The organism is Neobacillus massiliamazoniensis (assembly GCF_001048695.1).
Lineage (GTDB): Bacteria > Bacillota > Bacilli > Bacillales > Cytobacillaceae > Neobacillus > Neobacillus massiliamazoniensis.
This window is the reverse complement of sequence record NZ_CVRB01000004.1, coordinates 742,118-764,197: the sequence shown is the minus strand read 5'-3', so window position 1 is coordinate 764,197 and position 22,080 is coordinate 742,118. Positions and strand designations below refer to the sequence as shown.

The following is a 22,080-nucleotide window of genomic DNA, read 5'->3' as shown; positions in this document are numbered from 1 at the left end:
TTTAACCTTCATGACGGATTGGCTTATGACCCCGAGCCCCTAGGCGCTCCGCCGAAAAACTCACGTTTTTCGGCGTGCGAGGTATCGCTTCCGAAGCTTACTCTTATGCAGCTGGACAATTCTCGAGATTCAGTACTTTAAGCTTTTTTCTAAGAAACCTCGCAATTAGCGGGGTTTTTTTATGCCCAAAAATAAGGTATACTCTATAAATCTGAAAGGATTATAAAGGGGGAACCAAAATGAACATTTCTCCAGTAGAAAAGCTTTTTACATTATTTAATGAAACAACTCTCGTTCTACAAGAAGAGTTGAATTGTACATACCTAGAGGCTTTAGCAGAAACAGGCGAAAATATTTTTCACAGCTCCATCCTTCAGGAGGAGTTAAGTGAATTAACGGTTAAAAGACTTAAAAAACAATATGAAGAGATTCATCATGAAAGGTTCACGAATGAGGAAATCCGCAAGGCGTTTCAGCTCGTCATTTTGAAAGGGATGAAGGAAAATGTCCAGCCCAATCATCAAATGACCCCGGATACAGTGGGGATGCTTGTGGCTTATTTGGTAGATAAATTTGTGAAATTACCAGACTCTCGCTTACTTGATCCGGCAGTGGGTACAGGAAATTTATTAACAACAGTCTTGAACCATCTTCATAAAAAAGTAGAGGCTATTGGGGTCGACATTGATGATATATTAATAAAATTAGCCTATGTAAACGCAAATTTACAAGAACATTCGATTCAGCTGTTTAATCAAGATAGTCTTGAGCAGTTATTTATTGATCCCGTTGATACGGTAGTAGCTGATATACCTGTCGGCTATTATCCAAATGATATCAGGGCAGCGGACTATCAATTAAAGGCGGAAACAGGTCACTCCTATTCGCATCACTTATTTATAGAGCAAAGTGTTCGCCATACAAAACCAGGAGGATTTTTATTCTTTATTATTCCTAATGGACTTTTTGAAAGTGATCAAGCACCAAAGCTGCATGAGTTTTTTAAGGAAAATGTGATAATTCAAGGACTTCTTCAATTGCCTATGAGCATGTTTAAAAATAAACAAGCAGCAAAGAGTATTTTAGTTTTACAAAAAAAGGGAGACGGAGTAAAGCCGCCGAAGCAAGCATTGCTTGTCGACTTGCCAAGTTTGTCGAAGGTAGCTGAAGTGGATAAAATCTTAACGAAAATTGATAAGTGGTTCCAAGAAAATAAGTAGCAGAGCCGGTAATAAAAAAGAAATTTTGAATTTGAGAATTGTCAAGCGCAAGGCGCCCAGCGACTAGTGAACTTCTGGGAGGCCTTGTGCTTTTATAATTTATAAGGTTGTGTTAAAAGTCATTGTTGATTTTTGAGGAGCGGAGGAACGAGACTCCTCGAAAATGCTATCGCATTTCCTTCGTGCGTGGGTGGATTCAAGGATGTAATTCAATGTCCTGCGGGAGTACGGGACAGGGGAAGACCCCACAGGCGCTTAAGCCCCGAGGAGGCTCCCCGGAACGCCCGTAGATGCTCGCTTCTTGAGCGCAAATCAACAGGCAATTTAACACAGCCATTTAATAAAAATAATTTGTGAATAAAATTTCATTTTTTAAGACCGTAGAGGATAATATTAGTCATTGAAATGTTTGCATGACAATGATTTAATGAGAAAATGGGGGAAATTTTCAAAGTCAGTTTGTGCATAATAATGTAGTATTATACAGATCCTTAGTAAATCTTTGTTGTTATATAAAAGGAGTGTTTGTAAAATGGCAAAAATAATTGCAATTAATGCCGGCAGTTCTTCGTTAAAGTTTCAGTTATTTGAAATGCCGAGTGAAGATGTTATTACAAAAGGGTTAATTGAACGAATTGGATTAAAAGATTCAGTGTTTAATATAACCGTTAACGGTGAAAAAATTCAGGAAGTCACCGATATTCCAGACCATGAAGTGGCTGTTAAAATGCTTTTAGATAAGCTTACATCCTTAAGAATTATTCATTCATTAGATGAAATAGAAGGAATCGGCCATCGGATCGTTCATGGTGGTGAAGCCTTTAACGATTCTGTCGTGATTACAGACGAAGTATTATCTAAAATTGAAGAGCTATCAGAATTAGCTCCATTGCATAACCCGGCACACGTTTTGGGAATCAAAGCATTTATGCATGTTCTTCCAAATGTTCAAGCAATTGCTGTATTTGATACTTCCTTTCATCAAACTATGCCGGAGAGTTCATTCTTATACAGTCTTCCATTCGAATACTATCAAAAATACGGGATTCGTAAATATGGCTTCCATGGGACTTCCCATAAATATGTGTCACAGCGAGCTGCAAAGCTATTAGGCCGTCCTATCGAGCAGCTTCGACTAATTTCCTGTCACTTAGGAAATGGAGTAAGTATTGCTGCGATCCAAGGTGGAAAATCAATTGATACCTCAATGGGCTTTACACCACTTGCAGGAGTTACGATGGGTACACGTTCAGGAAATATTGACCCTGCAATCATTCCGTTTATCATGGAAAAAACCAATAAAACGGCAGATGAGGTAATTGAGATTCTAAACAAAAAGAGCGGAATGTTAGCTATTTCCGGGTTCTCAAGTGACCTGCGTGATATCGAAATACAAGCGAATCAAGGAAATGAAAGAGCAAAGCTGGCGCTTGATGTATTTTCAAACGGCATTCATAAATATATCGGATCGTATGCTGCCCGGATGTATGGGGTAGATGCTATTATTTTTACAGCCGGTATTGGTGAAAATAGTGATGTTATTCGTGAAAATGTGTTAAAGGGTCTTGAATTTATGGGGGTATATTGGGATCCAGCACTGAATAAAGTAAGAGGCGAGGAAGCGTTTATCAATTATCCGCACTCACCTGTTAAAGTCATCGTCATCCCAACGAATGAAGAAGTCATGATTGCCCGCGACGTTGTACGTTTGGCGAACTAGCATTAATATTAGAAGACGAAGGATTCTTTGTGAATTCTTTGTCTTTTTTTGATTATTCTATTTTTCCATTTTTAAGCTTCTTCTTTCTCTGTGCTATACTAAAAGAAGCAGACGATTTGGAGGGAAATCATGATGCCATTATCTGACCGTGAGCAAACTGTCTTGAACGAAATAAAGGCTTGGGAAAATAATTTATTTAGTTATGAATCAAATGATTTTCAACTAACATATGAAAAGTATTTGGAACGTTCGTTCAATTTGCTCCCCGAAAAGGTGCAAAAGTCATTTTTTTCTCTCATTGATAATTGGTTGTTTCACCTGCATGGGATGATTCAAGGTTCTCAGCTTCAAATGGATGCGAAGGAAAGAATCCTATCCTCCTGCAGGATTTTTCGAAAAGACCTTAATAAAATTGAAGACTTAAAAAGTCTGGAGATCGACCAGTTACAATACATAGCAGAACAGCAAATTGCCAGACACCGCCTTTATTCATTTGTCCAAGGAGGGTTGGCAGGTACCGGTGGCACGGTCTTACTTGGGGCTGATATTCCTGCGATGGCAGTTATTAATTTAAGAGTAGTTCAATTAATTGCCATGAGTTATGGGTTTGAGGTTAATACTCCATATGAAATGATGACCTCAATAAAAGTTTTTCATACAGCAACACTGCCAGCTAGATTTAAAAAAGAGAACTGGATGTTATTAATGGGCGAGTTAGATGGAAGCGACCAGCATTATTTCTATGAAGGAAGCGAGGAAATAATAAATATTACTTGGCTGGAACAGCCTGCTCAACAATTATTTAAGGCAATGGTAATTGCCTTGTTCCGAAAAAAGTTGGTACAGGGGATTCCCCTTGTGAGTATGGCAATTGGAGCGGGGGCAAATTATCAGCTTACGCGAAAAGTAACAGACTTGGCCCAAAAATACTATCAGCTTCGCTATCTTCATGAAAAAGAGGTGATTAGTGGTGAGCACTCAAGAACATAAGAATGAGGCACCGAGAACGGTAAATTGTAAAGTCATTACTGTTAGCGATACGAGAGATAAGGAGACTGACAAAAGCGGAAGGCTAATGATAGACCTGCTCGAACAAGAGGGGCATAAAATTGTTGACTACGTGATTGTTAAGGATGAGATGAATCCAATAAGAAATGAAATTATTAAAGCATGCGCAAGAGAGGACATTGATGTCATCCTTACTAATGGAGGGACAGGAATCGCCATGCGCGATGTAACCATTGAAACGGTCCGTGGCCTTCTTGATAAAGAAATCGTTGGCTTCGGTGAGCTGTTCAGAATGTTAAGCTATCAAGAGGATATCGGGTCAGCTGCTATACTTTCAAGGGCAATTGCTGGGGTTGTCAAGAATAAAGTGATCTTTTCCACACCAGGCTCAACCGGTGCGGTTAATCTAGCAATGAAAAAACTAATTTTACCTGAAATCGGTCATACTGTAAGAGAAATCAATAAAGATCTATAAGTAAAAGCGGAAGGCGAGGACCTTCCGCTTTTCTAATATTATCAGAATTAATATCATTGGACTTCGTGAAATGTCCAGCTCAAGCGCCTAGCCCCTCGAGGTCATAAGCCAATCCGTCAAGAAGGTTAAAAAGCAACCTTCATGCCGGCTCGTCTTATGCTTGTCGGGGCTGACCAAGGCGCTTCCGCTTTTCTAGTGATGAATTTTCGTTGATAGAGTCTGGTTTGCCCTGTACCAAATCCATAAATCATTGATAATAGAGGCTAGCTCTGCGATTTCGCTGTTAAGTAAACAAGAACGGGGAAAATCGCTTTCATCGGAAAGCTGTGCTTGTTTCTTGTTAATAATCTCCTCTAACTCTAAGATTCGGTCTGGAATGGCTCCGCGAATTTGTTCCCAATGAAAAAGAATTTGTTGCTGTGTTTCTTCGTTATAATCATCCCAATCCTCGGATAAATCAGGTAGGAATATCTTTAGTCGCTCATCGAAAATAAAATGTCCTTCCATAAAAGCCTCCAAAACATGTTGTTAGTTTTATTTTACTATACAACCATAGTGCTTTCACGATTTATTGTTTAATAAAAATAAAAAGCACGCAACTTTATGAAAGTTACGCACTTTTAATACTATATGTTATGAGTCTTTTTCTGTGCGTACGACAATAACATCACATTTTGCATACCGAATAATATGTTCAGAGACGCTGCCGATAAAGAATCGTTCGACAGCATTCATGCCTGTCGCACCACAAATGATTAAATCAATTTGGTGTTTAATAGCCATGTCTTTAGGTATTTTTATTTTTGGATTGCCGAAGTCAATTTCATATGAAACCTTTTTGACTCCCGCTTCCTGTGCGATATTTTGATAGTTTTGAAGCAATTCTGTTGCCAAATTGTCTGCTTTTTCTGCAATTGTTCGATCATATGCTTCAACCATCGCAAACGTTCTTGTGTCAATGATATGAACTAACAGTAAGTTGGCGCCATTTCTTTTGGCAATTTCAATCCCCTTCTTAAATGCCCATTCTGCTTCTTTGGACCCATCAACTGCTACTAAAATATTTTGATAGGTGTGTCCCATAATTAACCATCTCCTTTCTTTCATTATACAAGATAAAACGGTGTATATGTATTGCAATATTTCGAACAATAATGAGGTAAATGATATAGAAAAGGAGATTTGATTCATGACAAAACGCGACCAGAAGGGGAAATTTACATTTGATTTTGATGAACAAGGAACAAACGAGGTAAGTGAACAAATAATGAATTCTTATAATAGCGGCTTTATTGGACAAGACGATGTTGAACATCTTCGCGATGAATACACTGGAATGGAAGGCTAGGCATGTATCTAAATAATATCGGAAAGGCTGGCCTTCTTAACAGGCGGCCTTTTTATTTATGTGTATTTGTCTTAAAGATTTAAGGCAAGCAGGACATTAACCCAAGAATTTATTTTCCTCATTGCATATTCTTTAGTGTGTAATGTAATAAATATGAGGAGGATAACGATTAATAACCATTTGTATATAGGCCAGGGAATGGTTATTACACGCATGACTCTAATATTGATCCAAATGATACCCGTATTTGGGGAGGCTGGGGATGGGGTTTTAGACCGTTTGGCTTTTGGTTTGGAGGATTTGGCAGAATAGGCTTTTGATTTGGATTCCCATTCTTGGCTGGGTTAACAGCTGGGGCATTATTAATCCCTGGATATGGCTACGGATATCCATACTAGGCTGTAAAAAGAATAAAGCTTTGCCGACTTCCTGCAAAGCTTTACTAATATATTATTTTGATTGTTTGTTCAAAATTTGGAAACCAATATTTGTTGAAAAATGAAACTGATTATTTTAAAAAATAGTGGAGGTATAAGCATGCGGATCGGGATACCTAAAGAAATCAAAAACAATGAAAACCGTGTGGCGATGACACCAGCAGGAGTAGTAAACCTATTAAAATTTGGTCATGAGGTATGGATCGAGCGAGGAGCTGGCGACGGTTCAGGCTTTACTGACGATGATTACCAATCTGCGGGGGCGAAGCTGGTCCAATCAGCAAAAGATGCTTGGTCGATGGAAATGGTGATGAAAGTAAAAGAACCGCTACCTAGTGAATATCAATATTTTCGCGAAGGTTTAATCCTATTTACATACCTACACCTGGCACCAGAACCGGAGTTGACAAAGGCATTAATCGATCAAAAAGTGGTTGGAATTGCGTATGAAACCGTACAACTGCCTAACAGAAGTTTGCCATTATTGACTCCTATGAGTGAAGTTGCGGGAAGAATGGCACCGCAGGTTGGGGCACAATTTTTAGAAAAAGTAAATGGGGGGAAAGGAATTCTCCTCTCGGGTGTACCGGGTGTGCAAAGAGGTTCTGTCACCATTATTGGTGGAGGGGTAGCAGGTACGAATGCAGCAAAAATGGCCATTGGTTTAGGTGCAAAGGTAACGATTATCGACTTGAATCCGGATCGTCTGCGGCAATTGGATGATATTTTTGGTGCTGAAATTACGACGTTAATGTCTAACCCTTATAACATCACTGAAGCTGTTAAGGAATCTGACTTAGTGATCGGTGCTGTTCTTATCCCTGGAGCAAAAGCACCGAAGTTAGTGACAGAGGAAATGATTCAAGCAATGAAGCCAGGAAGTGTCGTTGTAGATATTGCCATTGACCAAGGCGGTATTTTCGAAACGACAGACCGAATTACAACCCATGACAATCCAACCTATATGAAGCATGGTGTTGTCCATTATGCCGTAGCAAATATGCCTGGTGCAGTCCCAAGAACCTCTACCTTTGCCTTGACGAATGTTACGGTCCCATATGCAATTGAAATTGCAAATAAAGGATATAAAAAAGCCTGTCTTGAAAATGAAGCGTTGTTAAAAGGAATCAATACATTCCGTGGTTATGTAACTTATCAAGCTGTGGCAGAAGCCCAGGGGCTTGAATTTAAAAATACAAGGGAATTACTTGAACAATGATAGAAATTTTAGTAAGAAGAGGATATCCCAAAAAGGGCTGATCTTGAAAAAAATGTGGGGTAGAAGGCAATACTATTGAATTTTTTTAAATATGGTTACAGATCTACTTCGATTACTGCCCAACTCCCAGCTCTGCCTCCGGAGATGTGATTCGCGCATATAATTAAATTTTCGCGCATAAATGCTTCAGATTCGCGCATATATTTAATTTTTCGCTCATATATCCGTTCAATTCGCGCATAAGATGTTGCTTCGTTTAACTAAGCTAAGTTATTTGTGAAAAACAGGGGCTATACCATTAAAATTCGCAGATATAAATAAAAATTCGGTCACTATTGTTTAAAATAGTGCCCGACTGAGTGATATTTTCGCAATTTCGGTCACTATTGTTTAAGATAGTTTCCGACTGAGTGATATTTTCGCAATTTCGGTAACTATTGTTTAAAATAGTGCCCGACCGAGTGGTATTTTTGCAATTTCGATCACTATTGTTTTAAATAGTGCCCGACCGAATGATATTTTCACGATTTCGGTCACTATTGTTTAAGATAGTGCCCGCCTGAGTGGTAATTTTGCTAATTCGGTCACTATTTTTTTTAGATGGTGCCCGACCGTTTAAAAAACAAGAGGAAGATGATCCGAGAGAAGACAAACAAAAAACCAGCTCCAAAAGGAACTGGTTTAAGTGTATGTATACGAGCCGCATTTGCCGTAATTCAATTTAAGAAAGTTTTTTAACCACCACTCCTCAAAGTGGGTGTTCGCGCAAAACCTTTCTGCCTGTCCTCCAAGTCCTATAGACAGAGGCATGTCATTCCGGTTTCGATGATAAAACTCCCTATTACAGCATATCGGTTAAAACTTTATTAACATTACGTACAACGCAGCTTGTATTTTTATATTACATCAAAATGGTATCTTATTCAATGTTAAAAAAATCCAAAAATACTATTTAATAATTTGAAGTTCTTTCGGGAATTTTGTTAACACTTTTACTCCATCATTGGTAACATATACATCATCTTCAATCCGCACTCCAGCTACATTAGGTACATAAATACCCGGTTCGATCGTATAGACCATCCCTTCTTCAAGCACCAATTGATTGGTTTCAGTTAAGGATGGGTATTCATGAACGCTGATCCCAAGACCGTGACCGAGACGGTGTGGGAAATATTCGCCATAACCTGCTTCAGCAATGATTCTACGTGCGGTAAGATCAACATCTGCAGCAGTGACTCCTGGCTTGCTAGCTTCAACAGCAGCTAGTTGAGCTTTTAAAACCGTATCATAGATTTCTTTTTGCTTATCATGAATGTCTCCATAAGCGACTGTCCTCGTGATATCTGAACAATAACGATCGACGACAACACCTAAATCGAATAGAACGAGATCGCCTTTTTTAATTTTTGTCTCACCAGGGTTTCCATGAGGTGAAGCCGCATTTGCTCCCGTAAGGACCATGGTGGCAAAAGACATTTCCGTTACACCTTTTTTCTTAAGTGCATATTCAACGGCATTAAGAACGTCTAATTCTGTTTTGCCTTCCTTTATTTCACTAACGCCGAATTCCACTGCATAATCAGCAAGGGCACAGGCCTCTTCAATTATTTTTAATTCCTTGGCATCTTTAATCATACGCAATGTTCTTAGCTTTTCTTCGGCTGAAATAAATGCAGCTTTAGGAAGTAATGAGGAAAGCAGTTCATAGCGTTCCACATTTAAGTGTTCTTTTTCAATGGCTGCCTTGGACACTTCTTTTACTCTTTTACTGATGGCCTGTTTTACCATTTCCCAAGGGTTGTCGATGTCGCTAAAGCCCATTATTTCATGTTCCCATCCAGAACCTCTGGCATTAAGAACCTCCATTTCCGGGCAAACAAGCAATGGTTCTTCTTCTTTAAAAACAACTAAAGCAAGTAATCGTTCATGCGGATCGGTATAATAGCCGCTTAAATAAAATACATTTTCAGAAGAGGTAACGAAGCTTACTTCAATATCATTTTCCTTCATCCAAGTCTGAAGTTTTTCCAAACGTTTTTTCATATTCTCTCCCCCTAAAATAAAAATCTAATTCGAGAGTACCAATTTAAAATAAAAAAGTAAACTAACTGACCTTTTTCGATTTAAAATAAACATTCCGTGGAATAGCTAGAGAAGGTTGAAGGAAATTTGATTTAACTATGGAATTATAAAATATAAAAGATTGAAGGGAGCATTTTTAAATGAGAATTTCTTATCATGGTCATTCTGTTGTTCAGATTCAAACAAATGGAAAAACAATTATGATTGACCCATTTATAACGGGCAATCCTTTAACTGATTTAAAGGCAGAAGATGTAAAAGTGGATGTCATTATCCTATCACATGGCCATAACGACCATGTAGGAGATACTGTAGAGCTTGCAAAAAGAGATCATGCGCTTGTAGTGGCAAATGCTGACTTAGGAACATTTTTAAGCTGGCAGGGGGTAAATACCCATGAGATGCATATTGGTGGTTCCTATCAATTTGCCTTTGGTAAGGTAAAATTGACGCAAGCCTTTCACGGTTCAGGATTTGTTACCAAAAATAACGAAATGATATATTGCGGTATGCCTGCGGGGATTTTGTTTATGAATGAAGGAAAAACGATTTATCATGCCGGAGATACAGGCTTGTTTTCCGACATGAAATTAATTGGTGAACGGCACCCGATTGATATCGCTTTTTTACCGATTGGCGATAACTTCACTATGGGGCCAGAGGATGCGGCGTATGCGGCTAAACTATTAAATGCTAAAATGGTTGTGCCGATGCACTACAACACCTTCCCGCCAATTAAACAGGATCCGCATAAGTTTATCAAAATGTTGGACAGTCAAAATGGAAAGGTCATGCTGCCTGGCGATGTAATCGAAATTTAAATGTTCTAGGTGTTCACCTACTTTTTTTCCTCTCTTTTGCATAAAAATAAAACAAGCAGTTTTAAAAAGGGGGAATCGGGATTGAAAAAGAACAGATATTTACTTTGCCTATTGCTTTGTGGATTTATGCTGTATTATGCGGTTCCAAAATTATCAATAACAGCAAGCGGGGCACAAGGGATATTTTCTATTTCGTGGCTTTTCTTTGCGCTAATTGTCATAGCAGGAAATTTGACCGGGCTTCTATATAGTCCAAAAAGGCAAAAACAAAAAATGCAGACCCCGGAGCGCTCAAGGAAGAAATTGCGTTCATTTCATTGAGGTTGTCCAGCTCCATAAAAGTAAACCGGAAGCGACCCAAGGCGCTTCCGCTTTTAAATTATTCACCTCTAAGTACGAATCCGCATTGTATCAAGGCTTTTAACTCTTTATAATAAAGTATAGGAATTTTAATATGAAGGGTGAAGCACTTGGCTACAAAGCATGAACAAATCTTACAATATATTGATGAACTCACAATAGGTGAAAAAATATCCGTGCGCCAAATCGCCAAAGCGATGAACGTGAGTGAAGGTACAGCCTATCGAGCCATCAAAGAAGCAGAAAATAAAGGATATGTCAGTACGATTGAAAGAGTCGGTACAATTAGAATAGAGCGAAAGAAAAAAGAAAATATTGAAAAACTTACTTTTGCTGAAGTGGTTAATATTGTAGACGGTCAGGTTTTAGGCGGCAGAACAGGCTTACATAAAACTCTAAATAAATTTGTCATTGGTGCAATGAAATTAGAGGCAATGATGCGCTATACCGAGGCAGATAACCTACTAATAGTCGGAAACCGGACACAAGCACATGAGCTTGCATTAAAAGCAGGTGCTGCAGTGCTCATAACCGGAGGATTCGATACGGACGATCATGTGAAAAGGCTTGCCGATAAACTGGAACTACCGATTATTTCGACCAGCTATGATACATTTACGGTTGCCACGATGATTAACCGGGCCATATACGATCAATTAATAAAAAAAGAAATTATTTTAGTTGAAGATATTTTAACGCCGCTTCCGGAGACAATTTATCTAAAAACAACTGATCAAGTGGCAAAATGGCATGAATACAATCAAAAAACAACGCATAGCCGTTATCCTGTAGCGGATCAAAACATGAAAGTCCAAGGGATTGTGACGTCAAAGGACATTCTCGGTCAGGACTTTGAAACTTCCATTGAAAAAATTATGACTAAGAATCCGATGACAGTGCACGGAAAGACAAGTGTTGCTTCGACAGCACATATGATGGTTTGGGAGGGAATCGAAGTTCTTCCTGTTGTCGATGACGCCAATCGATTAGAAGGAATTATTAGCAGGCAGGATGTCTTAAAAGCACTGCAAATGAACCAGCGCCAACCCCAAGTGGGAGAAACGATTGATGACATTGTGACCAATCAAATGGTTTTAATGCAGGGAGTGGATAAAGGTGAAGAGGTATACACTTGCGAAGTATCACCACAAATGACCAACCATCTTGGAACCATTTCATACGGTGTATTTACAACAATCGTATCTGAAGCTGCCAATCGGATCTTACGAAGCTATAAAAAAGGCGATCTAGTTGTCGAAAATATGACGATTTACTTTTTAAAACCGGTTCAAATGGAGAGTAAATTAGAAATTTACCCAAAGGTTCTCGAAGTGGGACGGAAATTTGGGAAAGTGGACGTGGAAGTTTTTAACGACGGACTGTTGGTTGGAAAAGCGATGATGATGTGTCAGTTAATTGATCGGACTTAAATAAGAAAGCCGCTTCCCTCCAAGGGAAGCGGCTCGAGTTCTATTTTTGAGATTGATACATTTCTGCTTCTTCTATCGCAAAAGGAAGATAATGTTTATATTTCTTAAACCCTATCCAACTGAAAATTCCGCCATAAATAATGAAAATGGCTGCAATAAAGTAAGAGATGGTTGTTTGAGAAATAAATAATATGTGATTTATGCCAAAAAGCAAGACAAATAAGCCGAGAGCGATACTGGATTTTGCCGAAAGCCACTTTTTTTCCACAGTTCGGTTGCTTCTTATGTATTTTGTTTTATAAAATAAATAAAAGGCAAAAGCTACAACAATCAAGCTGACAAGTACAGACATACATACCCTCCGTGATTTGTAATTATTTTCATTATAACAGAAGACAAAATACCGTTCAAAAAGAGAAAAGGTGAAACTATGAAAGAGAAAATATTAGAAGCCATCCAACAATATGAAACGATAATTGTGCACCGCCATGTTCGCCCTGATCCTGATGCCTACGGGTCACAATGCGGCTTGGTTGAAATTTTAAAAGAATCATACCCGGAAAAAAAGATTTATGCCGTTGGTCGGGAAGAACCATCACTCTATTATATGCGAAGACTTGATTTCATTGAGGATAGTGTCTATAAAGGAGCTTTAGTCATTGTTTGCGATACCGCAAATGCTGAGAGAATTTGTGATGATCGCTATTCCCTTGGTGATAAGCTGATAAAAATCGACCATCATCCAAATGAAGACCCATATGGTGATCTGTTGTGGGTGGATACAAGTGCGAGCTCGTGCAGTGAAATGATTTATGAGTTTTATTTATATGGTAAGAATAAGGGTCTGAAATTGAATGATGCAGGGGCTAGACTGTTATATGCCGGAATTGTCGGGGATACAGGCAGGTTCCTATTTCCAAGCACGACGGAGAAAACTTTTGGGTATGCGGGTGAACTGATCCACTACCATTTCTCGCGTACCGAGTTGTATGATAAGATGTATGAGATGAGTCCAAATCTCATTAAATTAAATGGTTATATTTTACAAAACTTTAAGTTTGAATCTAACGGTGTTGCTTCAGTCATTTTATCCAAAAAGATTTTGGAAGAATTCGATGTCAGACCTCCTGAAGCATCCCAGCTTGTTGGAATATTAGGTGATGTAAAAGGGATTAAGGCATGGGTGTTTTTTATTGAGGAAGATGACCAGATAAGGGTCAGACTTCGTTCAAAAGGGCCAGTAATCAATGGAATTGCCAGGAAATTTAAGGGTGGCGGTCATCCGCTTGCTGCCGGAGCGTCAATTTATTCTTGGGATGAAGTGGAAAATGTTTTAAGTGAACTAAGAAAAGCTTCTGAAGCCTAAATAAAGAGGCTGTCCCAAATAAAGGGTCATACCCATTAGGACAGCCTCCTTTAACTATCATAGTCTATTTCAAGCTGGATGGATAAGGTAGTGTAAAAAACGATTTCCTGCACATGAAGCTTATAGCGTTTATTATTTATTTTAACCACCTTGTTTTCTATAATTTTTTTGATTAGCTCCTTACTTTTATAGACTGTTTCGATGTCCTTTGCAAGCATCATGCTAATATCATCTTTTACCGATTCTTCCGTTTCAAAGACACTTAACGTATCAAGATTAAGTTTTCCTGAATTTGTTATTTTTATATTGATTTTTTGTACGGTAAGCTGTTCAATGTTTCGCTTATTTATCTCCTTATATTCTTGCTGCCATATCAAAATATCGTTATTTAATTCACGGATATCATCTGCTTGTTTTTTAATCGTATAAATATGCCGATCCTGCCAAACCCCGTAAATATATAAAAAGATGACCCAGCTAATTGCTCCCCCTACAGCCATTCCTGAAAAAAATCGCTGCCATGATGGTCTACGGTATAATGGTGAGATTCTCATGAAGAAAACTCCTGTGTTAACCAATTAATGATAAGGGCGCCTGTCTGGGCTCCACCTAATGCTGAGAGAATGAATAATATTTGTTTGACAATATCCTTTGTTTCGGCATGAAATATTCCTCTTTCAAACTTATAAACAGCATCAAAGGTACCGCCAATCGCAGCAACAATTGCCCATATTCTTAGATCGGAAGACAACCGTGATATTGCCGTAAGTGGAGGTTGTCCAGTTAAAAAGGATGCTATTCCCCCTATTAATGCTCCTCCGAGCAAAACTCCTAAAGCAATAAAGTAACTTTGAATAAATGCTGGGAAAAATCCTATTTCACTCATATTTTCAACCGCCCTTATACAAGATCAAAAGTCTTCCTTACTATATATATGGGTCAACTAGTAAATTCATGATTGTAAAAAAGGGAACATATTTTCTTTTTTGAAATTAATATCTATAATAAGTATTAAGAGAATAACGATAAAGGGGTGACAAAATGTCTTTTATTCACCTACACGTATATAGTGCGTACAGTTTATTAACGAGTACCGCGTCCGTCCCTGAATTAGTCACAAATGCGAAAAAAAAGGGCTTTTCCTCTCTAGCTTTGACAGACCGAAACGTTATGTACGGAACGATTGAATTTTATAAACTATGTAAGAAAAACAATATTAACCCGATTATCGGATTAACGGTGGATGTTGAAAGCGAAGTCACTGAAAATGAAGCATTTCCACTAGTATTACTTGCGGAAAATGAGCAAGGTTTTAAAAATCTTCTCAAAATTTCCAGTGCCGTGCAAACAAAAGCTGAAAATGGAATTCCTATCAAATGGCTTACATCCTATTCCAAGGGCCTGATTGCCATAACTCCTGGGTTAGAAGGAGAAATTGAGCAATGCCTGTTAAACGATAAAAAGGATATTGCCAAGGACATCATTAAAAGATTTCATACCATCTTTGGCAGCGATAACTTCTTTCTATCATTGCAAAATCATCAGCTTGAACAGGAAACCCCAATTAACCAACAGTTTCAGTTACTCTCAAAAGAAATGATTGTACCGCTTGTAGCAACAAACCGAGTTCATTACCTTGAAAATGAAGATACATTTGCTCAAGAATGTCTGACAGCCATTAAAAACGGTACTAAATTACAAGATGATCAACGTGAAATATTGGGGAGTGACCAATTTTATTTAAAAACCAAACAGGAAATGGCGGATTGTTTCAATGAAGTCCCAGAAGCTTTAGAAAATACGATTCGGATTGCTGAAAGATGTAAGGTGAACATTGAATTAAATAAAACCTACCTGCCGACTTATCCGACAGAAAACGGGATATCTGCAGAGGAATATTTAGAAATGTTATGCAAAAAAGGATTGAAGGAACGATTTTCCACACTTACAAATGATTATATTGAGCGGCTCGACTATGAATTAGCCGTCATTAAGCGGATGGAATTCAGCAACTACTTTTTAATTGTTTGGGATTTTATGAGATATGCCCGCGAAAATAATATTTTAACAGGACCTGGAAGAGGATCAGCAGCAGGGTCTTTGGTTGCATATGTTTTGTATATTACGGATGTCGACCCAATCAAATATCATTTGTTATTTGAAAGGTTTTTAAATCCTGAGCGAATATCGATGCCGGATATTGATATTGATTTTCCGGACAATCGCCGCGATGAAGTTATTGAATATGTAGGACAAAAATATGGACAACTCCATGTTGCCCAGATTGTCACCTTTGGAACGCTGGCTGCGAAAGCGGCAATCCGGGATGTGGGGAGAGCATTTGGGCTAAATTCTAAAGAACTAGATTATTTGTCAAAGCTCATCCCATCTCGCTTAGGAATTAGTCTTAAAGAAGCTTACGAAGAGTCAGAGGCACTTCGTCAATATATCAATGAGAACCAAATGAATCGAAGGCTTTTTGATACTGCCCTAAAGCTTGAAGGACTCCCAAGGCATACTTCAACTCATGCTGCAGGCGTTGTGTTAAGCGAAAAGCAGCTGATTGAATTAATTCCAATCCAACAAGGCTCTAATCATGTTTATTTAACCCAGTATTCCATGGAATATCTCGAAGAAATCGGCCTCTTGAAAATGGACTTTTTGGGCCTGAGAAATCTAACGCTGTTAGATTCAGTTTTGTCGTCCATTTATCGTAAAACCGGTAAAAAAGTGGACATTAAAACTATTCCTTTAGATGATCAAGACACATTTACTTTGTTAGCAAAAGGGGAAACAACAGGAATATTTCAACTCGAATCAGAAGGAATGCGAAAAGTATTGATGCGACTAAAGCCTTCATGTTTTGAAGATATTGTGGCAGTGAATGCTTTATATCGACCAGGTCCGATGGAAAATATTCCGATTTTTATTGACCGAAAGCGCGGTCGACAGAATGTTGACTATCCACACCCAGATTTAAAACCTATCCTTGAAAATACCTATGGCGTTATCGTTTATCAGGAGCAAATCATGCAAATTGCATCAAAAATGGCAGGTTTTACTCTTGGTGAGGCAGATCTATTAAGAAGGGCCGTCAGTAAAAAACAGAAAGAGGTGTTGGATCGCGAACGAAACCACTTTGTTCAGGGGGCTCTAAAAAAAGGATATGATTTAGCAATTGCCCATGATATCTATGATTTAATCGTTCGTTTTGCGAATTATGGCTTTAACCGAAGCCATGCTGTTGCTTACAGCATGATTGCCTACCAATTGGCGTTCTTAAAGGCACATTATCCTCATTACTTTATGGCAGGCCTGCTTACATCGGCAATCGGAAATGAAACGAAATTATCTCAATATATTATAGAAGCAAAGCAAAAAGAGCTTGATATACTTTCACCTTCCATCAACAAAAGCGGATATTCTTTTTTGGTAGAGGGGCAGGGAATTCGCTATAGTCTTGCTGCCATTAAAAGTGTCGGTGCAGCAGCGCTAAAGGAAATTTTTCAAGCCCGGAAAAAGAAACCATTTGAAGATCTTTTTGATTTTTGCATCCGGACATCTTCAAAAGCAATCAATCGCAAGACCCTTGAGTCACTGATTCATTCAGGCAGCTTCGATGAATTCGGGCAAGATCGAGCGGTATTGCTTGCGAGTTTAGACGTAGCATTAGAGCATGCACAGCTTTTTAAATTTGATGATTCCAATCAAGTTGATTTGTTTGAAGAAGAAATCGTGCCAAAGCCTAAATACGTTCAAGTCGACCCTATTGATCAGGAGAACAAATTATCTTTTGAAAAAGGTGCTCTTGGATTTTACCTTTCCGACCATCCCATCTCAATTTATGAAAAATTCCTTAAACAAAAAGGAACAAATCTATTATTTGATTTAAGCGCTGATCGGAAAAGGGTATGTGTAGGTGTTTATATTTCAGCAATGAAAAAAATTCGGACAAAAAAAGGGGATGCTATGGCTTTTCTTACTGTCAGCGACTCTACAGGGGAAATGGAAGCAGTTGTTTTTCCCAATGATTATAAAAAATATTCCGCCAATTTGGTACAGGGGAATATTGTAGTGCTAGAAGGAAAAGTAGAGGAACGGGAAGGAAAGCATCAAATCATTATTCAACAAGTTTTTGAAATAGAGAAATGGATACAAGCACAACCGGATAAACAATCAGTCCTATATTTAAAAATTATCAAAGAAAAAACGGACGAAAATTCACTAATGCAATTAAAAGCGCTGCTAAAGGGTCATAAAGGAGACGCTAGTGTCGTTTTGTATTATGAAACAAATCGAAAAACGGTGAGGTTATCGCCTGAAAATAATATTGATCCAAGTCCAACACTTTTGAAACTATTGAGTGATTTCTTAGGACAGCAAAATGTAGTTCTAAAAGAATAGTTCTTTACAACTCATGAGGATATGTTATATTGATAAAGAGAAAAGTGTGGTCTGACCACTTATTAACACGTCATTTTGCATGGTATAAATGATTCATTTGCAAAAAATTGAGGGGTGACATGGTTTGACTTTACGTGAAGAAGCACTACATATGCATCGAATTCATAAAGGAAAATTGGAGTCAAAATCAAAGGTTCAAGTACGAAATGCCAAGGATTTGAGTTTAGCCTATTCTCCTGGAGTAGCCGAGCCTTGTAAAGATATTTATGAAAAACCGGACACAGTCTACGATTATACGATGAAAGGCAATATGGTAGCGGTTGTAACTGACGGTACTGCCGTTTTGGGCCTTGGGAATATTGGACCTGAAGCAGCACTTCCGGTTATGGAAGGGAAGGCAGTCCTCTTTAAAAGTTTTGCAGGTGTTGATGCATTCCCGATTTGTTTAAATACGACAGATGTCGATAAAATTGTTGAGACCGTAAAGCTGTTGGAGCCAACTTTTGGCGGCGTAAATCTCGAAGATATTGCTGCACCTAATTGTTTTGTTATCGAGGAAAGATTAAAGAAAGAAGCGAATATCCCTATTTTTCATGATGACCAGCATGGAACGGCGATTGTAACAGCTGCGGGTCTTGTCAATGCACTAAAGCTTATTGGTAAAAAAATGACTGAAATTAAGGTTGTTGCTAATGGCGCAGGTGCGGCAGGGATTGCCATTATTAAACTCCTGTATAGTTATGGAGTAAGGGATATTATTATGTGCGATACAAAAGGGGCCATTTATGAAGGCCGTCCGGTTGGTATGAATGCAGTGAAAGCAGAAGTAGCGAAATTTACCAATCGTGACAACCAGACAGGAAGCCTCGAGGACGTTATTAAAGGTGCCGATGTATTTATTGGCGTATCTGTTGCGGGTGCCCTAACAAAGGAAATGGTGGCATCAATGAACCCGAACTCCATCATATTTGCGATGGCAAATCCAGTTCCAGAAATTATGCCGGATGAGGCAAAAGAAGCTGGTGCCATGGTAATTGGAACGGGCCGATCTGATTTTCCAAATCAGGTAAACAATGTCCTTGCTTTTCCTGGAATTTTCCGTGGAGCACTTGATGTTCGAGCTACCCACATTAACGAAAAAATGAAGGTAGCTGCAGTTGAAGCCATCGCTAATTTAATTAGTGAAGAGGAGCTTAATGCTGATTATGTTATACCGGGACCATTTGACCCAAGAGTCGCTCCTGCAGTTGCTGCAGCGGTTGCAAAAGCAGCTATGGAAACGGGTGTGGCGCGTCTAAAAGTGGATCCTGAAGAAATAAAAGAAAAAACAAAGAGGCTCGCGATCATCGATAAAAGTGAGTGATCATGTAAGTGACAAATACGAAAGTTTACATTGAGATTGTTAAACAGTTAAGAGAGATGATCTCTGTTGACGGTTTAAAGTCAGGAGATAAAATACCCTCTGAACGGGAATTGTCCGAGCGCCTGAATGTTGGGCGCTCTTCCGTTAGAGAAGCTCTTAGAGCACTAGAACTGCTTGGCTTAATTGAAACGAGAAGAGGGGAAGGGACTTTTATCAGAGACTTTCGTAGCAACCAGCTTGTGCAATTGCTAAGTACTTTTATCTTACAAGATGAAAAAGCAAAGCGGGATGTTCTCGAAACAAAAGTCCTTATTGAAAAGGTTTGTATAAAACTCGCACTACAGAGAGTTGATGATCAAGAATTAAAAAGGTTGCAGGAGTGGGTTAATTCAGATAATCTTGATGATGATGAATTTTTTTACCGAATTATAGATATTGCTGATAATCATTTATTCTTGAGAATCTGGTTCATTCTAAAGGATTATTACTATTCCTTTCATGAGAAGGTTACTGGGGGTAAGAGAGAAGATTATCTCTTATTGCTTGAAGGCTTAAAGGAAAAGGACGAAGAAAAAATATTTTTGGCTTATAATCAATTACGAAATTTGCCTGTTTTGACTGACATAAACTAACAAATTTTGAAGTCTGACTCCGTTATAATGGAAGTTAGACAAGCCCATGCAAGGGCATTTTTTGATTTAAAGGTGGCCTGGCCACTTTTGCTGAGGTATGAAGGTTAAGTAGTATAGAAAGACTTCTGAATAGTAGTTAACAAACTTGCCGGTTGGGGTAAGTTGTACCATCAAGGGAGGTTTAATTTTGCTTAAAGATCTTTTTACGAAAAATCCTACTAAAAAGAAAAAATACGCGACGATTCCACCTGAAGCCGCTAAATATGACGTACCGGAAGGAATCATGACAAAGTGTCCTTCTTGTAAAAAAATCATGTATACAAAAGAATTAAACAAAAATTTAAAAGTATGTCTGCATTGCAGTTATCATTTCCCAATGAATTCTAGGGAGCGTATCGACAGCTTTTTAGATGAAGGTAGTTTTGAAGAACTGAATGAAAATATGTTGTCGCAAAATCCGTTAAATTTTCCTGGTTATCTTGAAAAACTTGAAAAGGATCGGCAAAAAAGTAAGCTGAACGAAGCTGTTGTAACCGGGATTGGAACCATAAATGGGAATAAAATCGTTTTGGCCATTATGGATTCATCATTTCGAATGGGGAGCATGGGATCTGTTGTAGGAGAAAAAATTACCCTAGCGATTGAAAAGGCAGATGAATTATCTGTACCATTTATTATCTTTACTGCATCAGGTGGAGCAAGAATGCAGGAAGGTGCTCTTAGCCTAATGCAAATGGCGAAAACAAGTGTCGCTCTGAAGAAATTTAGCGAACACGGAGGCTTATATATTTCGATCATGACCTATCCTACCACAGGTGGAGTGTCAGCAAGCTTCGCTTCATTAGGAGATTACAACTTTGCTGAACCAGGTGCGCTGATCGGCTTTGCGGGACGCAGGGTTATCGAGCAATCGATTGGGGAAAAATTGCCTGAAGATTTTCAAACGTCTGAGTTTTTATTAAAGCATGGACAGCTAGATGCGATCATTTCCCGTCTCGATTTAGTTGATAAAATAACAACCGTTCTTGAAATTCATCAACCAGGGGGTGAACTCACATGGTAATGACATTAGAATTTGAACGCCCTATTATCGAGCTAAGAAAAAAAATAACTGAATTAAAGGAATATACGAAAACAACGGATGTAGATTTGAGTTCGGAAATTAGTAAATTAGAAAGTCGTCTCGAGAAACTTGAGAGAGATATTTATGAAAATATAAAGCCATGGGATCGGGTTCAAATCGCTCGTCTTCCTAACAGACCAACAACCCTTGATTATATTCCTTACCTTTTTGAAGATTTCTTTGAAGTTCATGGCGATCGAACGTTTGCAGATGATGAAGCCATTGTTGGTGGGATTGCAAAATTTAAAGGGTTACCCATTACTATTATCGGTCACCAAAGAGGCAAGGACACGAAAGAAAACATCCGCCGAAACTTTGGAATGCCGCACCCTGAAGGCTATCGAAAGGCATTAAGATTAATGAAGCAGGCGGACAAATTTAAACGTCCCATTATTTGCTTTATTGATACAAAAGGGGCATACCCAGGTAAAGAGGCTGAGGAACGTGGGCAAAGCGAGGCTATTGCTCGCAACCTATTTGAAATGGCAGGACTTAGAGTACCAGTAATTTGTATTGTCATTGGTGAAGGAGGAAGTGGGGGAGCGCTTGCTCTAGGTGTTGGTAACCGTATCTTTATGCTTGAGAATTCTACGTACTCCGTAATTACACCTGAAGGTGCTGCAGCGATCCTGTGGAAAGATTCTTCCCTTGCTAAACAAGCAGCAGAAACAATGAAAATTACTGCTCCAGATTTGAAGAAACTGGGCATTATTGATGAGATTATTCCTGAAATTAAGGGTGGTGCCCATAGAGATGTGAAGGGCCAAGCCGATGAAATTGAACAAATTTTAAAAAGCTCCTTACAGCAGCTTTTAAAATTGTCAGAGGAAGAATTGGTTGAGGATCGGTACCATCGATTTAGGACAATTGGCGAGTTTACAACTGCACAAGAATATATTGGCGTAAAATAAACGTGCTCTGTTTGGGCACGTTGTTTTTCTAATATAAGAAAGTGTTTTGAGAACTGTTCAGTTGGCATCTTGTGCCTCGCCTCTGAACAAGGCGCTTCCGCTTTTCCTATTGTCCAGCTCCAGCGCCTAGCCCCTCGGGGTCATAAGCCACTCCCAAA

At 38.7% G+C, this 22,080-nt stretch carries 21 protein-coding genes and 1 other RNA gene; 15 read left to right on the top strand and 7 right to left on the bottom strand.

Features of this window, described 5'->3' with window-relative positions:
- The first annotated feature begins 239 nt into the window (after positions 1–239).
- The 4 genes from BN1082_RS21595 (at position 240) to BN1082_RS21580 (ending at position 4,423) form a co-directional block, all read left to right on the top strand.
- Positions 240–1,220 carry a class I SAM-dependent methyltransferase gene (locus BN1082_RS21595; RefSeq protein WP_090638098.1) on the top strand — a complete coding sequence of 327 codons (981 nt, stop codon included), beginning with the start codon at positions 240–242 and terminating at the stop codon, positions 1,218–1,220.
- 532 nt (positions 1,221–1,752) lie between these two features.
- Positions 1,753–2,940, top strand: a complete 1,188-nt coding sequence (locus BN1082_RS21590; RefSeq protein WP_090638096.1) for an acetate kinase — start codon at positions 1,753–1,755, stop codon at positions 2,938–2,940.
- Between the two features lie 132 nt (positions 2,941–3,072).
- Positions 3,073–3,930, top strand: coding sequence for an EcsC family protein (locus tag BN1082_RS21585; protein WP_090638491.1), 858 nt, complete (start codon positions 3,073–3,075; stop codon positions 3,928–3,930).
- Entirely contained in the window at positions 3,911–4,423 is a 513-nt protein-coding gene (locus BN1082_RS21580; protein ID WP_090638093.1) for a MogA/MoaB family molybdenum cofactor biosynthesis protein, read from the top strand. The genes BN1082_RS21585 and BN1082_RS21580 overlap by 20 nt, the downstream gene beginning before the upstream one ends.
- 192 nt (positions 4,424–4,615) lie before the next feature.
- Here the strand turns inward: BN1082_RS21580 and BN1082_RS21575 are convergent, their stop codons facing one another.
- Together BN1082_RS21575 and BN1082_RS21570 are read right to left on the bottom strand one after the other, a co-directional pair.
- Positions 4,616–4,930: a hypothetical protein gene (locus BN1082_RS21575; protein ID WP_090638090.1), complete on the bottom strand. Its 315-nt coding sequence runs from the start codon at positions 4,928–4,930 to the stop codon at positions 4,616–4,618.
- A 126-nt stretch (positions 4,931–5,056) separates the two neighbouring features.
- Positions 5,057–5,506, bottom strand: a complete 450-nt coding sequence (locus BN1082_RS21570; protein WP_090638088.1) for a universal stress protein — start codon at positions 5,504–5,506, stop codon at positions 5,057–5,059.
- Positions 5,507–5,612: 106 nt separating this feature from the next.
- Here BN1082_RS21570 and BN1082_RS27790 point away from each other — a divergent pair, with 106 nt between their 5' ends.
- Together BN1082_RS27790 and ald are read left to right on the top strand one after the other, a co-directional pair.
- The gene (locus tag BN1082_RS27790; RefSeq protein WP_176699887.1) at positions 5,613–5,771 is read left to right on the top strand and encodes a hypothetical protein; all 159 of its coding nucleotides are present in this window, start codon (positions 5,613–5,615) and stop codon (positions 5,769–5,771) included.
- A 537-nt stretch (positions 5,772–6,308) separates the two neighbouring features.
- Entirely contained in the window at positions 6,309–7,427 is a 1,119-nt protein-coding gene (gene ald / locus BN1082_RS21565) for an alanine dehydrogenase (RefSeq protein WP_090638085.1), read from the top strand.
- A gap of 693 nt (positions 7,428–8,120) precedes the next feature.
- Here the strand turns inward: ald and ssrS are convergent.
- Both ssrS and BN1082_RS21555 read right to left on the bottom strand, forming a co-directional pair.
- A non-coding RNA gene (gene ssrS / locus BN1082_RS21560) (6S RNA) lies at positions 8,121–8,320 on the bottom strand.
- A gap of 55 nt (positions 8,321–8,375) precedes the next feature.
- Entirely contained in the window at positions 8,376–9,473 is a 1,098-nt protein-coding gene (locus BN1082_RS21555) for a M24 family metallopeptidase (protein ID WP_090638083.1), read from the bottom strand.
- A gap of 179 nt (positions 9,474–9,652) precedes the next feature.
- Between BN1082_RS21555 and BN1082_RS21550 the strand changes: the two genes are divergently transcribed.
- The 3 genes from BN1082_RS21550 (at position 9,653) to BN1082_RS21540 (ending at position 12,123) form a co-directional block, all read left to right on the top strand.
- Positions 9,653–10,333 carry a metal-dependent hydrolase gene (locus BN1082_RS21550; protein ID WP_090638081.1) on the top strand — a complete coding sequence of 227 codons (681 nt, stop codon included), beginning with the start codon at positions 9,653–9,655 and terminating at the stop codon, positions 10,331–10,333.
- Between the two features lie 81 nt (positions 10,334–10,414).
- The gene (locus tag BN1082_RS21545) at positions 10,415–10,654 is read left to right on the top strand and encodes a hypothetical protein (protein ID WP_090638079.1); all 240 of its coding nucleotides are present in this window, start codon (positions 10,415–10,417) and stop codon (positions 10,652–10,654) included.
- A gap of 149 nt (positions 10,655–10,803) precedes the next feature.
- Positions 10,804–12,123 carry a CBS domain-containing protein gene (locus tag BN1082_RS21540; RefSeq protein WP_090638077.1) on the top strand — a complete coding sequence of 440 codons (1,320 nt, stop codon included), beginning with the start codon at positions 10,804–10,806 and terminating at the stop codon, positions 12,121–12,123.
- Between the two features lie 40 nt (positions 12,124–12,163).
- On the opposite strand, the gene BN1082_RS21535 is transcribed toward BN1082_RS21540, so the two are convergent.
- A complete protein-coding gene (locus BN1082_RS21535) occupies positions 12,164–12,475 on the bottom strand; it encodes a YtpI family protein (RefSeq protein ID WP_090638074.1) in 312 nt (103 codons plus the stop codon).
- A 78-nt stretch (positions 12,476–12,553) separates the two neighbouring features.
- Here BN1082_RS21535 and BN1082_RS21530 point away from each other — a divergent pair, with 78 nt between their 5' ends.
- The gene (locus BN1082_RS21530) at positions 12,554–13,489 is read left to right on the top strand and encodes a DHH family phosphoesterase (RefSeq protein WP_090638071.1); all 936 of its coding nucleotides are present in this window, start codon (positions 12,554–12,556) and stop codon (positions 13,487–13,489) included.
- 50 nt (positions 13,490–13,539) lie between these two features.
- Here the strand turns inward: BN1082_RS21530 and ytrI are convergent, their stop codons facing one another.
- Entirely contained in the window at positions 13,540–14,043 is a 504-nt protein-coding gene (gene ytrI, locus BN1082_RS21525) for a sporulation membrane protein YtrI (protein ID WP_090638069.1), read from the bottom strand.
- On the bottom strand, positions 14,040–14,375 hold the full coding sequence (gene ytrH, locus BN1082_RS21520; protein ID WP_090638066.1) for a sporulation membrane protein YtrH: 336 nt from the start codon (positions 14,373–14,375) through the stop codon (positions 14,040–14,042). Before ytrH ends, ytrI begins: the two co-directional genes overlap by 4 nt.
- Positions 14,376–14,530: 155 nt before the next feature.
- On the opposite strand from ytrH, the gene dnaE reads away from it, so the two are divergent.
- The 5 genes from dnaE (at position 14,531) to accA (ending at position 21,922) form a co-directional block, all read left to right on the top strand.
- Complete coding sequence (gene dnaE / locus BN1082_RS21515; RefSeq protein WP_090638063.1) at positions 14,531–17,893, top strand: DNA polymerase III subunit alpha; 3,363 nt, start codon at positions 14,531–14,533, stop codon at positions 17,891–17,893.
- A 124-nt stretch (positions 17,894–18,017) separates the two neighbouring features.
- Positions 18,018–19,256: an NADP-dependent malic enzyme gene (gene ystJ, locus BN1082_RS21510; protein ID WP_090638060.1), complete on the top strand. Its 1,239-nt coding sequence runs from the start codon at positions 18,018–18,020 to the stop codon at positions 19,254–19,256.
- Between the two features lie 8 nt (positions 19,257–19,264).
- Positions 19,265–19,888, top strand: coding sequence for a FadR/GntR family transcriptional regulator (locus tag BN1082_RS21505; RefSeq protein ID WP_281177044.1), 624 nt, complete (start codon positions 19,265–19,267; stop codon positions 19,886–19,888).
- A 187-nt stretch (positions 19,889–20,075) separates the two neighbouring features.
- On the top strand, positions 20,076–20,951 hold the full coding sequence (accD, locus tag BN1082_RS21500) for an acetyl-CoA carboxylase, carboxyltransferase subunit beta (RefSeq protein WP_090638058.1): 876 nt from the start codon (positions 20,076–20,078) through the stop codon (positions 20,949–20,951).
- Complete coding sequence (gene accA / locus BN1082_RS21495) at positions 20,945–21,922, top strand: acetyl-CoA carboxylase carboxyl transferase subunit alpha (protein ID WP_090638055.1); 978 nt, start codon at positions 20,945–20,947, stop codon at positions 21,920–21,922. The genes accD and accA overlap by 7 nt, the downstream gene beginning before the upstream one ends.
- Positions 21,923–22,080: the final 158 nt, after the last annotated feature.

What these genes read in the sequence shown, in the direction of transcription:
- BN1082_RS21535 (WP_090638074.1), bottom strand. Translation starts at nt 12,475, where the DNA reads ATGTCTGTACTTGTCAGCTTGATTGTTGTAGCTTTTGCCTTTTATTTA.
- BN1082_RS21530 (WP_090638071.1), top strand. Translation starts at nt 12,554, where the DNA reads ATGAAAGAGAAAATATTAGAAGCCATCCAACAATATGAAACGATAATT.
- dnaE (WP_090638063.1), top strand. Translation starts at nt 14,531, where the DNA reads ATGTCTTTTATTCACCTACACGTATATAGTGCGTACAGTTTATTAACG.
- BN1082_RS21590 (WP_090638096.1), top strand. Translation starts at nt 1,753, where the DNA reads ATGGCAAAAATAATTGCAATTAATGCCGGCAGTTCTTCGTTAAAGTTT.
- BN1082_RS21550 (WP_090638081.1), top strand. Translation starts at nt 9,653, where the DNA reads ATGAGAATTTCTTATCATGGTCATTCTGTTGTTCAGATTCAAACAAAT.
- BN1082_RS21595 (WP_090638098.1), top strand. Translation starts at nt 240, where the DNA reads ATGAACATTTCTCCAGTAGAAAAGCTTTTTACATTATTTAATGAAACA.
- ytrI (WP_090638069.1), bottom strand. Translation starts at nt 14,043, where the DNA reads ATGAGAATCTCACCATTATACCGTAGACCATCATGGCAGCGATTTTTT.
- ytrH (WP_090638066.1), bottom strand. Translation starts at nt 14,375, where the DNA reads ATGAGTGAAATAGGATTTTTCCCAGCATTTATTCAAAGTTACTTTATT.
- accA (WP_090638055.1), top strand. Translation starts at nt 20,945, where the DNA reads ATGGTAATGACATTAGAATTTGAACGCCCTATTATCGAGCTAAGAAAA.
- BN1082_RS21570 (WP_090638088.1), bottom strand. Translation starts at nt 5,506, where the DNA reads ATGGGACACACCTATCAAAATATTTTAGTAGCAGTTGATGGGTCCAAA.
- BN1082_RS21575 (WP_090638090.1), bottom strand. Translation starts at nt 4,930, where the DNA reads ATGGAAGGACATTTTATTTTCGATGAGCGACTAAAGATATTCCTACCT.
- BN1082_RS21585 (WP_090638491.1), top strand. Translation starts at nt 3,073, where the DNA reads ATGCCATTATCTGACCGTGAGCAAACTGTCTTGAACGAAATAAAGGCT.
- BN1082_RS21555 (WP_090638083.1), bottom strand. Translation starts at nt 9,473, where the DNA reads ATGAAAAAACGTTTGGAAAAACTTCAGACTTGGATGAAGGAAAATGAT.
- ald (WP_090638085.1), top strand. Translation starts at nt 6,309, where the DNA reads ATGCGGATCGGGATACCTAAAGAAATCAAAAACAATGAAAACCGTGTG.
- BN1082_RS27790 (WP_176699887.1), top strand. Translation starts at nt 5,613, where the DNA reads ATGACAAAACGCGACCAGAAGGGGAAATTTACATTTGATTTTGATGAA.